The following is a 20956-nucleotide window of genomic DNA, read 5'->3' as shown; positions in this document are numbered from 1 at the left end:
TCAGGGAGCGTTGCCGCTCCCTGACCTTTTTTGACCCGGAGTCGCGAGAACCGACCGCTTCGTCAGGTGTTGGCGTTGCCCGCTTTCCACTGCGCCCAGGGGATGTTCCAGTCGCCCAGGCCCTCGATCCCCGGCAGCGTCGACCCCACCGTATGCACTACCTCGACGATGTCGCCGCTCTTGCTGTGGTCGTAGAACCACTCGGCGTTGCTCGGACTCACGTTGAGGCATCCGTGGCTGGTGTTGGTGTGGCCTTGGGCGCCCACCGACCACGGTGCCGAGTGCACGAAGACGCCGCTGTAGGACATCTGGGTGGCCCAGTCGACCTCGGTGCGATATCCGTTGGGCGAGTTGACCGGAACGCCATATGTCGAGGAATCCATGATGATGTGCTTGAACCGCCCACCAATGATGTAGATGCCGTTAGCCGTTGGGGTGCTGTCCTTGCCCATTGACGTCGGCATGGTCTTGACGACATCGCCGTTGACCCGCACGGTCACCGTCTTCGTGGTGTCGTCGGCCGTCGAGATCACCTCGTCACCGATGGTGAAGTGCGACTTGACGTTGTCCTCGCCGAACATCCCGTCGCCCAGGTCAACCCCGTAGGTGTTGACGGCCACGTCGATGGTTGTTCCCGACTTCCAGAAACGCTCCGGGCGCCAACGAACTTCGCGGTTGTTCAGCCAATAGAACGCGCCCTCCACCGCAGGGTTGGTGGTGATCTTGATGGCCTTCTGGGCCGCCGCGCGGTTCGCGATGTTCTCGTCGAAGCGGATCGCCACCGGCTCACCGATGCCCACCACGTCACCATCGGCCGGACTGACGTAGGGCATGGTCAGGTGCGCCGGTGAGCTGGTCTCGAACGTCATCTGCTTGTTGGCCGCGCCGCCCAGGCCGGTGGCCTTCGCATTCAGCGTGTAGCGCCTGTTGTAGCCGAGCGGCTCTGTGGTCGACCAACGCAGGCCGTCGGGGCTCAACTGCCCATTGATCGACCTACCGTTCTCGTTGACCATGGTGACCGAGGCGAGCACGCCGTCGGCGACGGTCACCGTCACCGGCGCATCCACCGTCACACCGACGGCGCCGTCGGTCACCGAGGCGGTGAGCTTCGGCACCAGCAGGTCGGCCAGTGGCGTGCCCTTGTCGAAGATGACTTTCGCCGGTGCCGCCGCGTGGTCGCCGTTACACGCGCCGCTGAACACGGCAATCGGAATAATCGCGGCCACCAGCCACGATCGTCGCCTCCGCAAACGCGTCATCCAGTGACCTTCCATGTGATTCTCCAGTTGGTCACCGCTGACCAGTCAGGTAGCTGCAGGCATTCTAATGGCTTTTGCCGACACTCCCCGGCGGATGCGAGCCCAGGCGGCCGATCGGTGTCGCCACCGCAATGAATTCGTCATCCAGGCGCGGTCCACAGCCCGCCGGGGCCCGTTCTACGCCGGCGAGCCGACCTCGTCGTGCCGCTGCTCGTCGACCATGTCGCGGGTGTTGACGGCCTCGACGCGCGCGAGTCTGACGATGGCCGCCGTCATCACCAGCGCCGCCGCCACCAGGGCGATCGCCCCGGCGCGACCGGTGTTCAGCGTCTCGCCGAGGACGACGACGCCGAGCACCGCCGCCACCACCGGCTGCGACATCTGCAGGGTCGGCATCGACGCCGTCAACGGACCCGCCCGAAACGCCGACTGACTCCACGCCACGCCACCCAGCGCGACCAGTATGCAGGCATACAGCTCGGGGGTCCGGGTCACCGCGGCCGCTCCCTCGCCGAGCCGGGCGACCACTTCTTTGGCGAGCACCGCGAAGACGCCCCACAACGACCCCGACGCGAAGGCGAACAGCGCCGCCGCCGCGGCGCCACCCCATGTTCGGCCGGCCACGATGCAGCCGATCAACAGCGGCGCGAGGACAGCGGCAACCGCAGTCCAGGTTCGCAGGGAGGCGCCCGGATGCCCGGCCTGCGGGTTGCCCACGATCACGACCACGATCACCGCCGTGGTCAGCAACGCGGCCCATACCCACTCGCCTGCGGTCACGTTGCGGTGCAGGAACCTGGCGTTGATGGGCAGCGCGAACAGCACCGAAGACATCAGCAGCGCCTGCACCAACAGCACCGAGCCCTCACCGAGCGCCGCGGCCTGTAGCGCGATGCTTGCCACGAGAAGCAGTGCGCCCCACCACCATCGTCGATTTCGAAGCAGGCCGGCGAACAATTCGACCGAGCCGATCGCCCGGTCGGCGATGCAGTGCGCGGCGCGCTGCTGCAAGACGTCGCCGATCGCCACGCAAAGCGCAGAACTCAGCGCCAACAGTGCGGCGATATGCCATTGGGTCATAAATATCTCCGTCGATGTCCGGCAAATCAGGCACTAGTGATGCGAAAGTCCTTCCCTCACAGAGCATCTTGCTTATCAGCCACGATCGGACGCGGCTCCGGCGGTCCACCTGCTGGCCACGGGCTCCCTGCGCGCATCGGCGGCCCAGCGGCCCCGGCCCACCGCAACGGCCTCGCCCTCGCCGGTCGCGGATCGGTTCCGCAACAACGCCGACCACTGGGGAGCCCACCACGTCCATCGGCCAAGCAGGTGAATGAAGGCCGGCACCAAGACCATTCGCACCAAGGTGGCATCGACGAGCACACCGAGCGTGAGTCCCAGGCCCAGCATTCGCATGAACGAGACATGCGCGGGGATCAACGCGGCGAAGGAAATCGACATCACCACCGCGGCGGTGGTGACCACCCGGCCGATGCCGGCGATGCCCAGCGCGGTGCTCTCGTCGGTGGCGGCGCGCGCTTCGGCCGCGGTCGGTGGCGTTCTGCGCGAGGCTTGCGATGCCAGCCAGTACTCGTGGATGCGCGAGACCAGGAACACCTCGTAGTCCATGGCCAGCCCGAAAGCGATGCAGAACAACAAGACTGGGATGTTGGCGTTCAGTGTCCCGTTGGGCGTGGTGCCTAGGGCGCCCAGGCGGCCGTCCTGGAAGATCCACACCATCGCCCCGAATGCCGCCGTTAGTGAGAGCACGTTGCACACCATTGCCTGCAGCGGCAGCACCGCGCTGCCGGTGAGCAGGAACAGCAGCGCGAAGGTGATGAGCGCGATCAGTCCGAACACCAGCGGCAGTCGCTTGGTGATCGCATCGACGCTGTCGCGGTTGATCTGCGCCAGTCCGGTCATCTCGACCGACCGTCCCGCCGGCCCGGCGACCTGATGCAGTCGGTCGAGTTGGGTGTTCGAGGCGCGCGAGTAGAGCGGCGCGGTGGTTTTCACCGTGAGAAATGCGCTGCCGTCGGCCATGCCCGTGGGGGCGGCGGGCGGCCCCGCCGGATTTCCGGCCACGAACGTCCCCGCCGGTGCGGTGACCGCGGATACGCCCGGCACCCGGGACAGCCGGGCGGCGTAGTGCTGCAGGTCGCCGGGCGTCACGCCGTGAGCGTCGGGGACGACGACGGACACCGAGGTCCCCAACCCGTTGGCGAAATCGTCGTCCAGCATGTCGGCGACCTGGCGCGCCGACGCCGATCGCGGAAGCACGCGTTCGTCGGGAAAGCCCCACTTCACGCCCAGGAACGGCACCCCAAGCAAAAGCAGCAGCGCGACGACGCTCAGGCCGACCGGCGTCGCGCGGCGCAGCACGAACTTGGTCGAGCGGTACCAGAACTGCGCCACCAGCGGCTTGTGCGCGTGGTCACGAAAGGGCCGCTGCCCGTGCAGAATTCGGTGCATCACTCTGCGAGCATCCATCGTGTCCAATCGGGGCCCCAGCAACACTATGGCGGCCGGGGTGACGACCACGGTCGCAATCGCGACGATGGCCGCGGTGGCCACGATGGTGTAGGCGGAAGACTTCAGGAAATACATCGGGAACAGCGCCATCACCGCCATCGACAGCCCCACCGTGGTGGCGGAGAACAGCACCGTCCTGCCCGCGGTCGCCATGGTCCGCATCAGCGCGTCGTGGCGGGCCATCGTCCGCATCAGCTCCTGGTTCCGGTCGCGGCCCTCGGTGCGCGCCAGCTCCTCGCGGTAGCGGGTGATGATCAGCAGGTTGTAATCGATGGCCAGGGCGAGGCCCATCGCGATGCTCAGGTCCAAGGCGTAGGTCGACACATCGGTGGCGAAGCTGATCAGCCGCAGCACCGACATTGTGCAGACGATGGCCAATGCGCCCAAGACGATCGGCATCGCAGCGGCGACGACTCCGCCGAGCACCCACACCAGCACTGCGAAACTCAACGGAATCGCGATGGACTCCATCAACAGCAGGTCGCGCTGGTTCTGGTCGTTGATCTGCGCGTACGCTACGGCCATGCCGCCGGCGCGCACCGTGACGCCGTCGCGGTCATGCACCAGGTCCTTCGTCAGCGCACGGGCGTATTTCTGCGCGTCGTTTTCCCCGCCCCTGAGGCCGGCCACGATCATTCCGGACTTGTCGTCCTTGCTGACCAGCTGGGCCGCGGCCGCGGGCGGCGACGTCCATGCTGACGACACGTTGAGCACCCATGGCGAACGTTTTAGCTGGTCGACGATGTCGGTACCGACCTGGCGCGCCTGAGCACCGCGGGCGCCGGTCGGCGCAGTCAGCACGATCAGCATCTGCTGATCGGTCTGGTTGAACTTGTCGCGAAGGGTGTCGCTCGCCCGGGAAGACTCCGACGTGGGGTCCTGGAAACCACCGCCGGACAGGCTGTTGACCACCGGCAGCCCCAAAATCGCGGCCCCCAGCAGCACCAACACGGCGATCGCGATGATGCGGCGCGGCGCGGCGATCGCAAGCCGGGTGATCACTTGCAGCATGGCGTATCGCCTACCCCAAACCGCGCGGGTTGACCCGCCGAGTATGGAATTGCTCACATCGGTGTCCTTGCGGCGCGTCGTCGGTGATCTCCGGGATCGAGGTTTGACCTGCTGGCGCTCGGGTATCGAATCTAAAAGCACACTTGGTACCTGGATTCGGCGTGCGCAGTGCCGGTTTGCCTGGGCTACAAGCAGATTGGATGTGCGATGGACGGTAAGGACGACGGCATCAATATCCGGCATCCCACCGAAGCGGACTGGCAGGCGGTTTTCGAGAATCAGGCCAGGACTTTCGGCGATCCGGTGGGCCCAGAAGACCTCGAGGCGTGGAGACGTCGAGTCAGCCTCGACAACATTTTGATCGCCGAGGATGTCTGCGATCCGGAGCATCCGAATCTGGTCGGAACGTCCATCATCTACCCCTCGCGGCTCACCGCACCGGGCGGCGCCCAGTTGCGGGTCGCTTGGCTGACGATGATCGCCGTTGCGTCAACGCATCAGGGCAAGGGTCTTTGGGCGCAGCTCAGCGCCCAGGGACTCGGAATACTGTTGGAGCGCGGTTATCCCATCGTTTGCGGCGTTCCGACGCAGACAGCGATGTACGACGGCTTCGGCGCCGGGGTGTCGAGCTACAGCCACACCTACTCCATTGACCGCCGCTTTGCGAAGTTGCGCGCCGCGCCGGGCCAGATTCGGGCGCGCGAGGTCAACACCGCCGAGGCGCGGCGGCAGCTGCCCGAACTCTACGAAAGGTGGTGTGCCGCAACCACTGGCGCGATCTCGCGCGACGACGAGTGGTGGGCCGACTACCTGGACGACCGAGCAACCCAGCGCGGCAACGGATCTGCGCTGCACTACACGATCCATCCGGACGGTTTCTTGACTTACCGGGTGGTCGGCTCGCAGCAGCATGCGTTCCGTCCGCCGCTTGGCACCGTGGTCGTCGAAGACTTCTGCCCCATCACCGACGAAGCGCATACCGAGCTGCTGCAGACGCTCCTGGTATTGGAGATGTTCTATCGCATCGAAATCGACGTAGCTCCTGACGATCCGCTACCGCTCAAACTCGTCGACCAACGCGCCGCTGAAACCAAAGGCGTGAGCGACTTTCTGTGGGTGCGCATCAACGACATTCCCGAAACGCTCGGCGCGCGCAACTATGCCGCCGATGCCGACATCGTGCTGGAAGTCACGGACCCGCTCGACCTTGCGGGAGGGACCTTTCAGCTGCAGACCCGCGACGGCATCGGGAAATGCACCCCCCACGAGGGCCCACCGGACATCAAGATCGGTCTGGCCGACTTAGCCACCATCTACATGGGGGCACACCGGGCGGCCCAGCTTGCCCGCGCCAACCGCATCACCGAGGTGCGCCAAGGAACGTTGGGTGAGCTGGACGCTGCCTTCAGCACCGACCGGTCACCGTACACCGGCACGGTGCTGTAGGCCGATCTCGTTGCGCGACAGCATTCTTCACCAGCACAAGGGATGGCGTGCCAAAAGTCGTCGGCGGCCCGGCGCTGGCCGACCAGGGCGACCTCGGACGTCTACCGGCTTGCTCGCCGCCGGGCCGCTATCCTGGAACGAGGTCGGGATTTCACTCCGTAGCGCAACGCCTGTTATTGTCGCCTACGCGGTCTCGACCGACCACAAGCGCCGTTAGCTCAGTTGGTAGAGCAGCTGACTCTTAATCAGCGGGTCCGGGGTTCGAAACCCTGACGGCGCACATCAGAGCTATTCACCGGGGTCCACCCCTCCACCAGGGGGCGGACCATCGGCCGGCGAAGTTGCGCTCTTAGAAGCACCCACTCACATGGATTCGCCGGCCGGCTCCCACGCAGACCCCTACCGGGGGTGGGGGTGGCGGCGGGGGCGGAAAATCCCCCGGCAACGGCGCGTAGGCGTCCGGCGGTGGGGCAAAGCTGTTGACCGTATCGGCAACGTTGGTACACCCACTCACCGAAACACGCCTGCCGGCGCTTGCGCATACGTCGGCGTGGGCCACACCGGTGGGCTCCACGACGGCATAGAGCTCAGGAATCGCCGTCAGAGCCAGCACCGCTATCCCCGCGACAGTCCAGGACCGCACAGACAATTTCATCGCGATCTCCTTTGTGTGACCGCCAGCTCCACTTGGCCCGATGGGCCAATGAATGAGCTGGGCAGCATTATATTTCTGTCACCGCACGGTCGACCCGAATTCGTCAGCAGAACCCGCGCCCTACCGGTCACGGGGTTACGCCGGGCTGGCCAATCAATGGAGTCCACTGACAGCGCTGCCTGATGTCGACCATCGGCTGACGAATGCCCTCCAGGTCGGCTTGCTCCTGCGGGTTCGCGCTGAAGTAATTCTGCACAGCGCCCTGGACCTGATCCTTGGGCTGATCCTGCAGGCCGGTGTAGAAATCGTTCACATCGGGGTGCAGAAACAGGTAGCTCGAAAGTGCCGTCGCAACACCGGCCGCGACACTGGCCACGTTTGCAGCTGTGCAGTCGGGCGGCCGTGGCGGGGGATCAGCTGCGGCGGTCGCCGCAGTAGCGCATAACAGTGTGCCGGTAACCGCGCCGGCGCCGACCGCGCTGAACAGCACCCGTCGCGGATCAATTTCTGACAGGAACATGACTGCCTCCTCCATCCGGTACTTAACTGGCCGCGACACGATGGCGGTCGATGCGCAGCTTCAGCTAATCAGAGTTGATGCTTCGTCACTGCGATACGGCGAATGGATCAAGCGAATTTCGTCGCACCGGCAATGGCCCGCGAGTCCTACCATCGCTCCGATGACCATTTCAGAGGAGACGTGTGAAGACTGAGCTGAAGTGGGTCGAGCCGCATGAGGGCCACTTCCAAGCCAGCATCGACGACCGCAGCGAGTATCGAGTCCACGCGGTCTCGACGGGCGGCTTCCGCGCCGAGCGCGTCGATGACGGCTTTGTGCACCACGACCTGGGCAGGGGCGGCACCGCCGCCGAGGCACAAGCGATCTGTCAGGACCTGCACACCCGGGCCATGCGACGCGCCGCCTGGGAGGCTTACATGGCCGAAAACGACCCGCCGGGCTGGGAGTAGCCGGTCGCCCGTTGTCGCGAGGCGTCACCATTTTCGGCGCACCATTTGCCGTCGTATCCCGCCGCAATAGCCGCTCTTGCAGGTAACTTTTTGCTGGCACCGATTGGCGCCGTCGGCGCCGATAGGCCCCGTGGGACACGCTGCGTCGAAGGAGCTGCAATGGGGTTCATCCGGCCCAACCTGCCGGTCGTCGACATGACCGAATGGAGCACGCGCTCACGCGCCGAACGGATCGTCCCGATGGCGCGCCACATCGCCGAGCACGGGTTCGGCACCCCACTGGTGATACACGTGATGTACGGCGTGAAGATCGCGCTGTACATCCTGGGCGGCTGGCTGTTCGCGTGGTCGACCTCCGGCATCGGCGGCTTCACACAGGTCGGCGCGTGGTGGTCGGAGCCGATCGTGTTCCAGAAGGCCGTGCTCTACACGATGCTGTTCGAAGTCATCGGTCTCGGCTGCTGCTTCGGGCCATTGGCCGGGCGCTACTTCCCCCCGATGGGATCGATCCTGTACTGGCTGCGGCCCGGCACCATCCGATTGCCACCCTGGCCCGCTCGGGTGCCGTTGACCAACGGCAGCAACCGCACCCCGTTCGACGCTTTGCTCTACGGCATTTTGCTGGTGCTGCTCGTGTCCGCGCTGCTGTCCGATGGCAGCGGGCCGATTCCGGCCCTGGACACAATGATCGGCGTGCTGCCTCGGTGGCAGACCGTCGCGATCCTTGGGGTGCTGGCGGCGCTCAGCTTGCGCGACAAGGTCATCTTCCTGGCAGCCCGTGGCGAGGTGTATGCGCCGCTGGCGCTGACGTTCCTGTTCGCCGGCGCGGACATCGTCGTCGGGGCCAAGGTCGTGTTCATGGTGATCTGGCTCGGCGCGGCCACCTCCAAGCTCAACAAGCACTTCCCGTTCGTGATCTCGACGATGCTGGCGAACAATCCGTTCATCCCGTCCGGCGCGCTCAAGCGGTCGATGTTCAAGCATCACCCAGACGACCTGCGGCCCAGCGCGTTGGCGGGCTTCATCGCGCATTTCTCAACCGCGGTGGAGGGTCTGGTACCGCTGGTGCTGCTCTTCTCACACGGCGGGTGGCCGACGGCGCTCGCCGCCTTCGTGATGATCGTGTTCCACCTGAACATCCTGCTGGCCTTCCCGATGGGTGTGCCGCTGGAGTGGAACGTGTTCATGATCTTCGGGGTGCTGTGGCTGTTCGTCGCGCACGCGCGCCTGGGGCTGTCGGACGTCGCCCACCCGCTGCCGATCGCCGTCCTGTTCGCGGTCATCGCCGGCACCGTCGCGCTCGGGAACCTGTACCCGCGCAAGGTCTCGTTCCTGCCGGGCATGCGGTACTACGCCGGCAACTGGGACACCACGCTGTGGTGCGTGCGGCCGTCGGCCGACGAGAAGTTCCGCGTCGGCTCGCGCGCCCTGGGCCCGATGCAGCGCCTGCAGCTCGAGCGGTTGTACGGCAGCAAAGAGGAAACCCTGATCCCCCTGCACCTCGCGCTGGCGTTCCGGGGCATGAACACGCACGGACGCGCACTGCTGACCCTGGCGCACCGGGCCATGGCCGACTACGACGAGGACGATTACAACCTGTGCGAGGGCGAAGTCCTGTGCTCAATGGTTCTCGGCTGGAATTTCGGCGACGGGCACATGCACAACGAGTGCCTGATCGACGCGCTGCAACAACGATGCGGGTTCGAGCCCGGCGAGGTGCGGGTCGTCATCCTGGACGCCCAGCCCATCCACCGACAGCGGCAGGAGTACCGGCTGGTGGACGCGGCGACGGGTGAATTCGAACGCGGCTACTGCGACGTCGACGACATGGCCACCAACCAGCCCTGGGCCGACGACATTCCGGTGTACGTCCAGACCGGTCGCGTCACCGATTCCTGACGCGGCGTACCGCCACCACCACTACGAGGGCCCCGACGCCGGCAAGCGAGGCCAGCACTACCGGCTTCTGCACGAATCCGATCACCCGGATTTTGATGTCGTCGGCGAGGCGCCGGGGGTTGGCCCGCTCGGCAAGCGAGTCGACGGTGGCCGCCAGCTGGTCACGGGCGACGTCGATGTCCTGCTTGATGGCTTCGGGGTCCCGGTCCGCCACTGTGTCCTCCAAGTCGCCCACTATCCAGCTCCTACACCTGCCCGAACTACCCTAGATCAGCTGGCGGTAACCCCGTCGCTCCGGTGAAGAGAAAGGTGCTGACCTTGACCGAGACCACGCGGCTTGCTCCGGGTGATAAGGCGCCCACCTTCAGCCTGCCCGACGCCGACGGCAACAAGGTGTCGCTGGGCGACTACCAGGGGCGTCGTGTCGTCGTGTACTTCTACCCGGCCGCGTCGACGCCGGGCTGCACCAAGCAGGCGTGCGACTTTCGCGACAGCCTGGCCGAGCTCAACGGCGCCGGCCTCGAGGTCATCGGAATCTCCCCCGACAAGCCGGAGAAGCTCGCCAAGTTCCGTGACGCCGAGAAGCTGACGTTCCCGCTGCTGTCCGACCCCGACCGCAAGGTCCTGACGGCCTACGGCGCCTACGGCGAGAAGCAGATGTACGGCAAGAAGGTCACCGGCGTCATCCGCTCCACCTTCGTGGTCGACGAGAAGGGCAAGATCGCCGTCGCGCAGTACAACGTGAAGGCGACGGGCCATGTCGCCAAGCTTCGCCGCGACCTGTCGGTCTAGTCGCCGATGACGGCGGCCTCGGTGTATTCGGTGATCGGCCGCGCGATTCCTTGCTCGTCGCAGACCCGCTGCAGCTTCTCCAGCGTCTCGTCGATCCCCGGGCCAAGCCGCTTGCCGGGGGTGAAGATCGCCGGCAGGTGCTGCATGCCCTGGATCACGCCGATCGTCGGATAGTGCACCGTGCCCTCGGGGTCGCAGCGATAGTCGGGCATCCGATCGAGCACCGCCGTGAGCATCGACTTGAACACGACGCGCGCGACGTTGGAGCCGATGCAGCGGTGGATGCCGAGCCCGAAGCTGAAGTGCCGGTTGTTCTTTCGGCTCAGGTCCAATCGATTCGGATCGGGGAACACCGCGGGGTCGCGGTTGGCCATCGCCCAGGACAGCCACAGGCGGTCGCCCTCCTTGAACCGCGTGCCCGCGAGTTCGAGGTCGGCGGCGATGGTGCGACCATCGCCGGGCGCGGGCGTGAAGTAACGCAGGAATTCCTCGGTCGCCGAGTCGAGCAGCGTTGCTAAATCCCGCTTGAGCAGTTCGCGCTGCTCGGAATTCTCGCCCAGCCATTCGAGGGCATGCGCGGTCAGCGCCGTCGTCGTGTCGAAACCCCCGCCGATGATCAAGCCGAGCATTCCGAGCAGTTCGGCGTCGGGGGCGGGTTCGCCGTCGATCTTCAGTCTGGCCAATGCGTCCACTATGCCCGGGCGCGGGTTCTCGCGGATCTCGAGAAGGTGGTTGAACAGGTCCGCCCCCATCGCCATCGTCTGCTCCAAAACCCTTGGGGCGTCCCGGGAATCGGCGGGGGTGTACACGTTGGCGTGGGCCGGCTCGCAGTAGAGCTGCCATTTCTTCAGCGGAACGCCCATCATTGCCAGAGTCAGGACGGCGGGCACGACATTCGCGAGATCGTCGACGAAGTCGATCCGTCCGACTTCGATCTTCTCGTCGATGCTCGCCCGCACGATCTCGTCGACAAATGGTTTCCAGCGCTTGACGGCCGCCGGCGACAGGTAGGGGTTGAGGATGCCGCGGTAGGCGGAATGCAGGGGCTCGTCCATTTCGAGCATGCCGCCACGGACGCCGGTGCCCTGCGGCAGCGTGGGGATTGTGATGCCCTTGTAGCCGGTGCCTTCGCCGGTCACGTCATGGTCGTTAGACACGTGCGGGCATCGAGCGAGCTCGAAGACGGCCCGGTTGCCCGCGGCCACCCAATGCCCGCCGTAGGTTTCGGTCCACGCCACCGGGCACCTGGCGTGCATGTCCTCGGTGATTGCGGTGAACCGCTCGCGGTACTCCGGGGTGTGGCGATCGAAGTGGTAACGGTTGGTGTTGCCGGCGTCTTCGGTCACGGTGTCTTCCGTGCTCACGGTGGCGTCTCCTGCGGACGAGTGGCTGCGTGTAAATGCAGTATGCGACGAGACCGCCGTTCTACATACGCAATCCGGGGGGCGAGTTTCGCTCTAGCCCTGGTTGTCCAGCATCAGCGCTTCGGCCAATCTGGCGTACGTGGTTATTGCCGCCCGGCTCCGCCAACGGCTTCAGGGCAAGGTTCTTCGCCCGCGGGTCCGAACACGGATCCCAGTCTTTTCAGCCGACGTTCGAACACCCGCTGCAGCGGCGTCGCGACGAAGGTGGTGATGATCGTCATGACCGCCAGGATGGTGTAGGTCTTGCCGGTGACCAGTCCCGCATCGAGCCCGATGTTGATCAAAATCAGCTCCATCAGGCCGCGGGCGTTCGCGAGAGCCCCCATCGCGCCGGCTTCGTTCCAACTCATGCCCTGCCAACGCGCTGTCAGTCCGATGGCGGCGAACTTCGCGGCGAACGACACGACCAGGACGACGATCGCCATCAGGAGCGTGGATCCGTCGAAGATCAGGCTGAGCTGAGTGTTGAGCCCCGAGTAGATGAAGAACGCCGGAATCAACAGGTATGCGACCAGCGGTTCGAACCGGTCTCGGATTGAATCGAGCAGCGTACCGCGCGGCATCACCGCGCCGGCCACGAAAGCGCCGAAGACGGAATAGATTCCGACCAGATCGGTGAACCAGCTCGCGGTCAGCACGACGAGAAGGACGACGGACAGATGCGCGATCGGCAACCCGCCCGTGCGCTCGACCGCGTTGCGCCGCGGTGTCCAGGTCTCCAATCTGGCAAGTAGCGGCCGGCCGACGAACACCATGAACAGCAGGTACGCCAACCCGCCTCCGATCGCCAGAACCGCTCCGGACAGGCTTCCTTTGGAAGTCGCGACCAGCGTCGCCAGCAGAATCCACGAGCAAGCGTCGTCAACAGCGGCGCACGACAGCGACATTGTCCCCAATCGGGTGTTGAGCAATCCGGAGTCGTAGACAATCCACGCCAACATCGGGAATGCCGTGATGGCCACCGCGGAGGCGACGAACAGGCCCCCTTGCCAATGCGCCACCTTGGCCGTGAAGTAGCCGCCAAAGCTGACCATCAGCCATCCGGTGACGCCGCCGAGCACCAACGGAACACCGATGCCGGCGGCCGCAGTGGCCCCCGCTTGCCTGAAATGTGCGCTCAGAATTTCCAGCTTCAAAGACGCGCCCACGAGAAACATGTAGAGCACCAGCCCGAGCTGGCCGACGACGTAGATGGCCGTGAGGTTCGGGTGGGTGAAGGTTTCCGCGCCGATGGTCAGCTTGGTGGGGAACAACCACCGCTGCCCCGCCGGCCATATCCAGCCCAAAACCGAAGGGCCGAGCACGAATCCAGCCACCATGATCGCCACCACCTGCACCTGGCCCAAGCGGCGGAAGAGTGGCCACAACAGACGGTAGGTAAGCAGTATGAAAGCGATCTGGAGGAAGAAGTGAGACGTGATAGCGAGTAGGGAAGGCATCGTTGCTTCCTATCGGGAGTAGTGCAGCATGTGAGAACCCGTTATCTTGTGTCCGACCAACGAAAAACGGTGAGGCAGGCGATGAGTCCGAAGACACTCCATACCGCCAGCATCAGAAACGTCATCCAGTGTTCCCAGCTGCCGGCCGGCTCGAATGCGGCCATGTCCGGTGGTAACAGCACCGAGCGGAATCCTTGAGCCATCCACTTGACCGGGAACACCGAACCGAGGGTCAACATCCATGCCGGCAAAGCCATCAGCGGAACGTATGTGCCCGAGACGAATTGCAGAGCTACCGCCGGCCCGTTCGTGATCACAGCGGCCGATACCGCGTTGCTCGCCAGATTGCTGACGAAGATGCCCAGTAACGAGCAGCTGACGATGCCCAGGATGAACACCCACGCCAGCGTGAACCATCCGAAACCAGTTGTCGGTAGATGCAGTTTGAAGACCAGCACACCCACCGACAGCAGTACAACCGCCTCGGCCAGGCTGGCGGCGGCAACCAGAGAGATCTTTCCGATGAAGTACGACGTCGCGGTCGCCGGGGTCCCGCGAAGCCTTCTGAGCGCGCCGCTTTCACGGTCGGCAGCGATGCTGATGCCAAGGTTGATGAACGAAGTCGAGAGAATCCCGTACGCGAGAATGCTCGCGGCGATCACAGCGCCCGTGCTCGTATCGCTATGCGGCAGTTTCATCGAGAAGATCGAGCCCAGGAGGATACCGATCACGGCCGGCATCGAGAATGTCAGAACCAGTTGCTCCGGCCGGCGGTAGAACATCTTCAACTCGGGCATGATTCGCGATGCCCCGATGCGCAGCGGCGACGGGAGCGGCGACTTTACTGCCGAGAGGCCGTGTTTCGGGGGCGCGGCCCTTTCGAGGCGGTCGATGCCCATCACGCCAGTCCGACCAACTGAAGATAAGCGTCTTCGAGCGTCGGACGAGAGACCGTGAGCTGAACCAACTCTGCTCCCTCCTTGGACCGCCGCCTGATCAGGTCGGTGGGATGATCCGTCTCCTCCACGTGGACCCGGTCTCCCTCCACCCACCGGACCGTCGCGGCGGAATTCACGTGTTCGGTCAGTCTGTCCGGCGAGTCGAGAGCCACCACCCTGCCGCCGGCGAGGACCGCCACGCGGTCCGCCAAGGCGGCAGCCTCGTCGAGGTAGTGGGTGGTCAACAGGATGGTTGTGCCATCGCTGGCCAATAGCCTGATCAGGTCCCAAAATCGGCGTCTCGCGTCTGGATCGAACCCCGTCGTCGGCTCGTCCAAGAAGAGCAGTTCGGGCATGCCGATGATGCCGAGGGCAACGTCGAGCCTGCGCCGCTGCCCGCCGGAAAGATTTTTCACTCTGGAGCCGGAAACAGCAGCGAGTCCCACGAGTTCAAGCGTTTCCTCCGGAACACGCGCCTTCCCATAGCATTTGGTGAACATTCGCACGGTCTCGGACACCGTCAGCATGCCGGAGTCGCTGACTTCTTGTAACACTACGCCGACTTTGGCGCGCCAACTACGCCCCGCGGTTCCGGGGTCTTCACCCAGAACTCGCACGTGCCCACTATCGCGGTGTCGGTGCCCCTCAAGGATTTCGATGGTCGTCGACTTACCCGCACCGTTCGGCCCGAGGATCGCGAAAATCTCGCCATGGCCGACATCGAGATTCAGATCACGCACCGCCTGCAACTGTCCGTAGGCCTTCGACAGCCCCCGAACGTGCACGGCGGACGAACGATCGGCCGTCGTCATCGCTTTGGCCGCATCGTTTGCTTCGCCCGAGCCGGCTGGCTGCCCGCTATCGCCGAATGCGGCGCACCTGCGCGGTGCGAACTCGCTGGTGCGCCAGTCACGACTGTGGTCCTTCCGAACCGTGTTCGGGGGAACGGGGTTGAAGATCGGCCAGTACTTCCCGCAGGTCTGACTCGGATAACTGCTCGATCAGCCGATCCACGTCTTCGAACGTGGGGGCTGCCTGCCGCTGCTCATCGGGAGGGTTGCCCTCGCTCGGTTGGAGCTCGGCGAGTATGCGATCGGCCAGCGAATTGACGCTAACCCCCCTGAGCAGTTCCAGCACCGGTAGATCGATCGCGAAGGTCGCGCTGATGCGTGTCCTGAAATCCATTGCCATCATTGAGTCCAACCCGAGATCGTCGAGTGCGTCGTCTGGTGCGATTTCGGTAATGCCGACCTCGAACACCGCGGACACGATTTGCCGCACGAGGCGCCTGACCATGTCGAGCCTCTCAGCTTCTGGGCAATCCGAGAGAGCATCGAGCAGGGACGATTCGGAATCGGTGTCAGCGGGCGAAGCCTGATCTGTTCCCAATTCAGAGAACATGGACGGCAATTGTCCGACAAGCCCGACACGGCGGGCGCGCGTCCAGTCGACGCTGATGGCGATGACGTTTGGCGCTCTTTGGTTGATCAGCCGATCGAGGATCTGGGTGCCGGCCGCGGGCGTGATCAGCTCGATTCCTCGCTGAGCGTAGACCCTTTCGAGGTTGAGCTCTTCCACCATGCCGACCGACCAGGGGCCCCACCCGATGGTGAGCGCCGGCAATCCTTCGGACTGTCGGTAGTGCGCAAAGGCATCGAGGAATGCGTTGGCCGCGGCGTAGTTGCCTTGGCCCGGTGATGCGATAACCGAGCCTGCAGATCCGAACATCACGAAGAATTCCAGCTCGTGTCCTTTGAAAGCGTTGTGCAGCACGAGGGTACCGGTGACCTTGGGACCCAGCACGGTGGCGAAATGCGCTTCGGTCATATTGACGAGAAGTCGATCGTCGACAGACCCTGCGGCATGGACGATTCCGCGAACCGGATGGCCCCCGTCTCGGATGTGCTCACTCAACCAAGACTCGACTTGACCCCGGTCGGTGATGTCGACGCTGGCCGTCGTGACCCGAGCGCCGAGGCTCTCGATGTGTCGGATCGCGTTGACCGTTGAGTAATGCCGATGGTCGCGGGGCAGGAACGGCCAATGAATCCTTTGCGGTATTTCGCTGCGGCCCAGCAACGTGATATGCCGCGCTCCCCGCTGGGCGAGGTATGTGGCTACGGTACGACCGAGGGCACCTGCTCCGCCGGTGACAACATAGGTGGCGTCGGGGGTGAGCTTGGTTGGGAAGGCCCTCGTCAGGCTGCTGATCGGGCGAAAGCGCGGAACGAGCGTCGCACCGCCGCGGATGGCGAGCTGGTCCTCGGTCTCATCGACGAGAAGATGCTCGCAGATTCGGGCAACTGTCTCGGGGCGGTCGCCGTCGTCGATGTCGATAAGTCCGCCCCAGTTTTTGACCAGTTCCTGATGACCCATCACACGACCGAGTCCCCAGATGGCCGCTTGTTCGACGGCAAGCGGTTCGGTTCGAAGTACCGGTTGCGCGTTAGCGGTGACCAGGTAGAGGCGTGGCTGAACGGTGTCGTTGTCCGCGAGGGCCTTGGCCAAGTGGAGGATGGTGAAAAGGCCTAGGCGTTCGTTCGTTTCAGCGACACCCTCGTCCGGAGACCGGCTGTCTTGGCCGACATGCTCGATGACGCCGAGGCGAGGTGATTCACCGTCTGGAAGCGGGCTGATGTCTAACGGCCAGCAGTCGATGATGCCGGAGAGGTCGCCGTGCCTGTCGAAGTGCGTGTGAAGCAGTTGTTGCAGCTGCTCGGGGCGCTGCGGATCAAGGGCGTACCCGCCGTCAAGTTCTGTCAGCGCATCGACGGGTCGATGCTCGACCGTTCGGACGCGCTGGCCGCTTCGGCGCATCTCCTCCGCGAGCGCTGTTCCGGTACCGGCGGAATCGATGAAAATGAGCCACGACGTGCCGTCGGTCGCGACCGCGTCCTCGTGTTGATCTCGCTGGATGCCGGCATGCGCGACCCACTGAATTTCATAGAGCCCCTTGTCGACTCGCTCGGGCGAGATGCGAGATGACGCACTGAGGGATTGCACGACGAAGCCGTTGATGACAGCGAGCGGCTGTCGGTCTTCGTTCGCGATCGTGATGTCGCTGTGAATCTCGTCTTCGTCGGCCGATACGACACGCACGTGGACGGTCATGTTTTGCGCGGGCGGACGATATATGGCGCATTGGCGGATTCGGACGGGAAGGTAAGGGCTTTCATGTTGGTCGTTCCCAAACAGAGGTGCGCCGAGCAGTGTTTGGAAGGCGCCGTCGATAAGAGCGGGATGGAAGCGATACGAGTCGATTTCGTCGTCGAGCTGCGCGGGGATGGTGACGCGGGCGCTCGCCCACCCAGTTCCTGCAGCGACCCCGGTGACAGTCCGGAACGCATCACCGTAATTCAATCCGGCGGCTCGGGTACGGGCATAGAACTCGTCACCGTCGATCGTGGTGACCTGTTCCGTGCCACAGCGGGTCTCGGCGCGGTCAGGCGACGTAGGCAGTGTGCTGAGTTCGGCGGTTGCCGTTATCGTCCACTTCAGGTCCCCACCGGCTGTTGCTGTGAATGCGGCGAATTCGAGCGCGCCGGTGTCCTGGTTGAGGGTCGTCCTGAGAATGGGGTCGCAGGTGTCGTCGAGGATGAGGGCGCGTCGCAGCGTCAAGTTGTCTACTCTGTGGTCTGCTGACCCGTACGCTTCTTTTCCAGCGGCCAGGGCTATCTCGATAAATACCGCCCCGGGCACCAGAACACTTCCCTGGACCTGGTGATCCGCGAGGAAAGGCACGGCCGCCGTGCTCAACTCGACTTCCCAGGTGGGGTGCACCGCACTCACCGATTGCCCGAGAAGCGGATGCACCGGATGGTAGTGCAGGTCCTCCGCAGCTTCCTGGGTCTCGTTCCAGTACCGCTTCGATTGCCACGGGTACAACGGAAGGCTCAGCAGCCGCGCCGCCTGTCGTGGATACAGAGCGTCCCACCCCACCGGGTGACCATTGCAGTGCAGCGCCGCAACGCAGTTCATCAGCGTCCGACTATCGTCATCGCCGCGGCGCTGGGCCGCCAAGACGACAACGTCCGTCTTCTGGGCTGCCGCGATCTCGACAATCGACGTCGCCAGCACCGGATGCGGTCCCAGCTCGACGAAGTGGGTGTACCCGTCATCGAGCATCCTGCTGATCGCGGGTTCGAAAAGAACTGTGGCGCGGGTGTTTTGCCACCAGTAGGAGGCGCCGGCAGCGTATCCATCCAGTCGTTCGCCGGTCACGGTGGAGTACAGCGGGATCGTCGCGGCGTTGGAAGACAGCCCCTCCAGCGCGGCGTGGAGCTCATCTCGCACTGTTTCCATGTAATGGGTGTGATACGGGACTTTGACGGTGAGGAACCGGTTGAACACCCTGAGTTCGTCCAGTCGGCGGGCAATGTCGTCCAGCGCGTCGCTATCGCCCGCGACCGTGACGGATGACGGGCCGTTGACCGCGGCGAGGGATATTCGCCGGCTGTCCTCGAATGTTCCGTCGTCGATCGATTCTGCGAGCGCTTGGGCGCTGAGCCCAACGGCGAGCATCCGGCCCAATCCACTGGTGCGCTGCTGCAGGCGGCTTCGGTGATAGATCACTTGAATTGCTTGTTCGAAGGTCAGGAGATCGGCCAGATAATGGGCGGCCACCTCGCCGGCGCTGTGCCCAACCACGGCGTCAGGTCTGACGCCGAACTCCTTGAGCTGCTCAGCAAGCGCTATCTGAACGGCGAAGTTGGCGGGTTGGGCTACATTCGTCTCCGCCATCCGAGAGCGGGTTTCGTCAGTTCGAAGTTCATCGATCAACGACCAACCGGTGTAACGGGACAGCTCGCGGTCACTGCGCATGATGCTGTCGGTGAAAGCGGGATAGACGTCAAGCAATCCTCGGCACATCTTCCACCACTGGGGTCCCATCCCGGTACAGACGAATGCCAACTTGGGCGCGGTCGATGGCGTGCGGCCCAGCGAGCCGTGTTCAGCGACCGCCCGAAGTTGGTCCCGCGCCTCGGCGAGGCCGCCCGCGACAATTGCACGACGATGATTCAGGTGCGAGCGCCGACGGCTCAGGGTGTATCCAAGGTCCAGCAGTGTGATGTCGGGGTGAAGGCTCACATGCTCGGCCAATCGCTCGGCTGTCGCTGCCAGGGCCTCTTCGCTGCGCGCCGAAATCGGCAACACGGCCAGCGGCAGCGGCTGAGAGCAATCCGCGTTGTTGCCTCCCGCCCCAACGGGGGGTTCACTCAGCACAACGTGGGCGTTGGTGCCGCCGAAGCCGAACGAGTTGACGCCCGCGACGCGCCGCTTGCTGTCGGGAAACGGCCGACCGACGCGGGGAATGTCAATTCCCGTGCTATCTGCGGTAATCGGATTCCTCAGATGCAGATTAGCCGGAATGTAGCCATGTTTGAGCACCAGTGCTGCTTTGATCAGTCCGGCTATCCCCGCGCCCGCCTCGAGATGGCCGATGTTGGTTTTGACCGATCCGATAAGCAGCGGATCCGAAGCCGGACGGTTGGCGGCGAGGACATTGGCCAGCGCCCGGACCTCGATGGGATCACCGATGGGCGTTCCGGTGCCGTGTGCCTCCACATATCCGACTTCATCGGGCCGAACGCCCGCTCTCCGCAAGGCTGTGGCGATTGCGGCTTCTTGCGCCTGAGCGCTGGGAACGGTGATGCCGTCGGTGCGACCATCTTGTGACACCGCGGTGCCGAGGATCTGGGCGTAGATTTGGTCGCCATCACCGAGGGCCTGCTCCAGCGGTTTGATGACGACGACCGCGCCGCCTTCTCCTCGCGCGTAACCGTCAGCGGATTCGTCGAAAGCCTTGCAGCGCCCGTCCGGGCTGAGAAATCCGCTCTTCGACTCGGCGATAGCGGTGTTGGGTCCGATCATGATGTTGACGCCACCGGCCAACGCCAAATCACATTCGCCGTTCCAGATGCTCAGCGCCGCAAGATGCACCGCGACGAGCGAGCTCGAGCACGCCGTGTCGATCGTCATGCTTGGTCCGCGAAAATCGAAAGCGAACGAGATCCGGTTGGCCAGCATGGTCATCATCATCCCGGTGGCGGAATGGCTCTTGAAGCGATAGCGGCTGACCCGCCCCTGATTCTGCAGAAGTTGGTAGTCGAGGGTGAAGCCTCCGACGAACACACCAACGTCAGTCCCGGCGAGGCTGTCCGCGGGAATCCCGCCGTCTTCCAACGCCTCCCAGGTGGTCCGCAACAAGAGGCGTTGCTGCGGATCGATTAAGTTCGCCTCCCGTGGCGAGATACCGAAGAACTGGGGGTCAAATTGGTCGATCTCGCTGAGGAACCCGCCCCGTCGGGTCGCCATCTTGCCGACTTTGGCGGGATTCGGGTCGTGGTATTTCGCAGCGTTCCATCGTGTCTCAGGGACTGTGCACGTGGCGTCGGTCTCACTGGCCAGCAGACTCCAATAGCTGTGCGGCGTGTAAGCACCGCCCGGAAAGTGACACCCGATTCCCACGATTGCCAAGGGCTCGCGCATTCCCTGTGCGCTACGCATGTTCATCCTTTCGCCTCAAAGCCGTTCACGGGTTCACACCGGATCGCCAGCAGAAGGTCGGCTCGCGGCTTTCGTGGCCGATTAC

At 64.3% G+C, this 20956-nt stretch carries 15 protein-coding genes and 1 tRNA gene; 5 read left to right on the top strand and 11 right to left on the bottom strand.

Annotated elements, in window-relative coordinates:
- Positions 1 to 62: 62 nt before the first annotated feature.
- The 3 genes from AC5Y30_RS00215 to AC5Y30_RS00205 all read right to left on the bottom strand — a co-directional run bounded on the left by AC5Y30_RS00215 (position 63) and on the right by AC5Y30_RS00205 (position 4802).
- Positions 63 to 1274: a L,D-transpeptidase gene (locus AC5Y30_RS00215; RefSeq protein ID WP_499915290.1), complete on the bottom strand. Its 1212-nt coding sequence runs from the start codon at positions 1272 to 1274 to the stop codon at positions 63 to 65.
- Positions 1275 to 1436: 162 nt separating this feature from the next.
- Positions 1437 to 2339, bottom strand: coding sequence for a DMT family transporter (locus AC5Y30_RS00210; RefSeq protein WP_499915288.1), 903 nt, complete (start codon positions 2337 to 2339; stop codon positions 1437 to 1439).
- 75 nt (positions 2340 to 2414) lie between these two features.
- Entirely contained in the window at positions 2415 to 4802 is a 2388-nt protein-coding gene (locus tag AC5Y30_RS00205) for an MMPL family transporter (protein ID WP_499915286.1), read from the bottom strand.
- Between the two features lie 207 nt (positions 4803 to 5009).
- Between AC5Y30_RS00205 and AC5Y30_RS00200 the strand changes: the two genes are divergently transcribed.
- Together AC5Y30_RS00200 and AC5Y30_RS00195 are read left to right on the top strand one after the other, a co-directional pair.
- Entirely contained in the window at positions 5010 to 6248 is a 1239-nt protein-coding gene (locus tag AC5Y30_RS00200; protein ID WP_499915284.1) for a GNAT family N-acetyltransferase, read from the top strand.
- 207 nt (positions 6249 to 6455) lie between these two features.
- Positions 6456 to 6528 (top strand) — tRNA-Lys (locus AC5Y30_RS00195).
- 69 nt (positions 6529 to 6597) lie between these two features.
- Here the strand turns inward: AC5Y30_RS00195 and AC5Y30_RS00190 are convergent.
- Entirely contained in the window at positions 6598 to 6891 is a 294-nt protein-coding gene (locus tag AC5Y30_RS00190) for a hypothetical protein (protein WP_499916674.1), read from the bottom strand.
- A gap of 139 nt (positions 6892 to 7030) precedes the next feature.
- Positions 7031 to 7438: a heme-binding protein gene (locus tag AC5Y30_RS00185; RefSeq protein ID WP_499915282.1), complete on the bottom strand. Its 408-nt coding sequence runs from the start codon at positions 7436 to 7438 to the stop codon at positions 7031 to 7033.
- Between the two features lie 167 nt (positions 7439 to 7605).
- Here AC5Y30_RS00185 and AC5Y30_RS00180 point away from each other — a divergent pair, with 167 nt between their 5' ends.
- Together AC5Y30_RS00180 and AC5Y30_RS00175 are read left to right on the top strand one after the other, a co-directional pair.
- The gene (locus tag AC5Y30_RS00180) at positions 7606 to 7872 is read left to right on the top strand and encodes a hypothetical protein (RefSeq protein ID WP_499915280.1); all 267 of its coding nucleotides are present in this window, start codon (positions 7606 to 7608) and stop codon (positions 7870 to 7872) included.
- A 159-nt stretch (positions 7873 to 8031) separates the two neighbouring features.
- On the top strand, positions 8032 to 9771 hold the full coding sequence (locus tag AC5Y30_RS00175) for a DUF3556 domain-containing protein (protein WP_499915278.1): 1740 nt from the start codon (positions 8032 to 8034) through the stop codon (positions 9769 to 9771).
- Here the strand turns inward: AC5Y30_RS00175 and AC5Y30_RS00170 are convergent.
- Positions 9758 to 9985: a DUF3618 domain-containing protein gene (locus tag AC5Y30_RS00170; protein ID WP_499916672.1), complete on the bottom strand. Its 228-nt coding sequence runs from the start codon at positions 9983 to 9985 to the stop codon at positions 9758 to 9760. The two genes, AC5Y30_RS00175 and AC5Y30_RS00170, sit on opposite strands and share 14 nt — an antisense overlap.
- A 104-nt stretch (positions 9986 to 10089) precedes the next feature.
- On the opposite strand from AC5Y30_RS00170, the gene bcp reads away from it, so the two are divergent.
- Positions 10090 to 10563, top strand: coding sequence for a thioredoxin-dependent thiol peroxidase (bcp, locus tag AC5Y30_RS00165; RefSeq protein WP_499915276.1), 474 nt, complete (start codon positions 10090 to 10092; stop codon positions 10561 to 10563).
- On the opposite strand, the gene AC5Y30_RS00160 is transcribed toward bcp, so the two are convergent.
- The 5 genes from AC5Y30_RS00160 to AC5Y30_RS00140 form a co-directional block, all read right to left on the bottom strand.
- On the bottom strand, positions 10560 to 11927 hold the full coding sequence (locus AC5Y30_RS00160; protein WP_499915274.1) for a cytochrome P450: 1368 nt from the start codon (positions 11925 to 11927) through the stop codon (positions 10560 to 10562). The two genes, bcp and AC5Y30_RS00160, sit on opposite strands and share 4 nt — an antisense overlap.
- Before the next feature lie 143 nt (positions 11928 to 12070).
- Positions 12071 to 13426 carry a cation:proton antiporter gene (locus tag AC5Y30_RS00155; RefSeq protein ID WP_499915272.1) on the bottom strand — a complete coding sequence of 452 codons (1356 nt, stop codon included), beginning with the start codon at positions 13424 to 13426 and terminating at the stop codon, positions 12071 to 12073.
- 41 nt (positions 13427 to 13467) lie between these two features.
- Positions 13468 to 14325 (bottom strand): ABC transporter permease, encoded by an 858-nt coding sequence (locus AC5Y30_RS00150; protein ID WP_499915270.1) that lies wholly within the window; start codon positions 14323 to 14325, stop codon positions 13468 to 13470.
- A complete protein-coding gene (locus AC5Y30_RS00145; protein WP_499915268.1) occupies positions 14325 to 15176 on the bottom strand; it encodes an ABC transporter ATP-binding protein in 852 nt (283 codons plus the stop codon). Before AC5Y30_RS00145 ends, AC5Y30_RS00150 begins: the two co-directional genes overlap by 1 nt.
- A 97-nt stretch (positions 15177 to 15273) precedes the next feature.
- The gene (locus AC5Y30_RS00140; RefSeq protein ID WP_499915266.1) at positions 15274 to 20871 is read right to left on the bottom strand and encodes a type I polyketide synthase; all 5598 of its coding nucleotides are present in this window, start codon (positions 20869 to 20871) and stop codon (positions 15274 to 15276) included.
- Positions 20872 to 20956 lie beyond the last annotated feature (85 nt).

This window comes from Mycobacterium sp. NGS27 (assembly GCF_059813005.1).
This window is presented reverse-complemented; position numbering and strand designations above follow the sequence as displayed.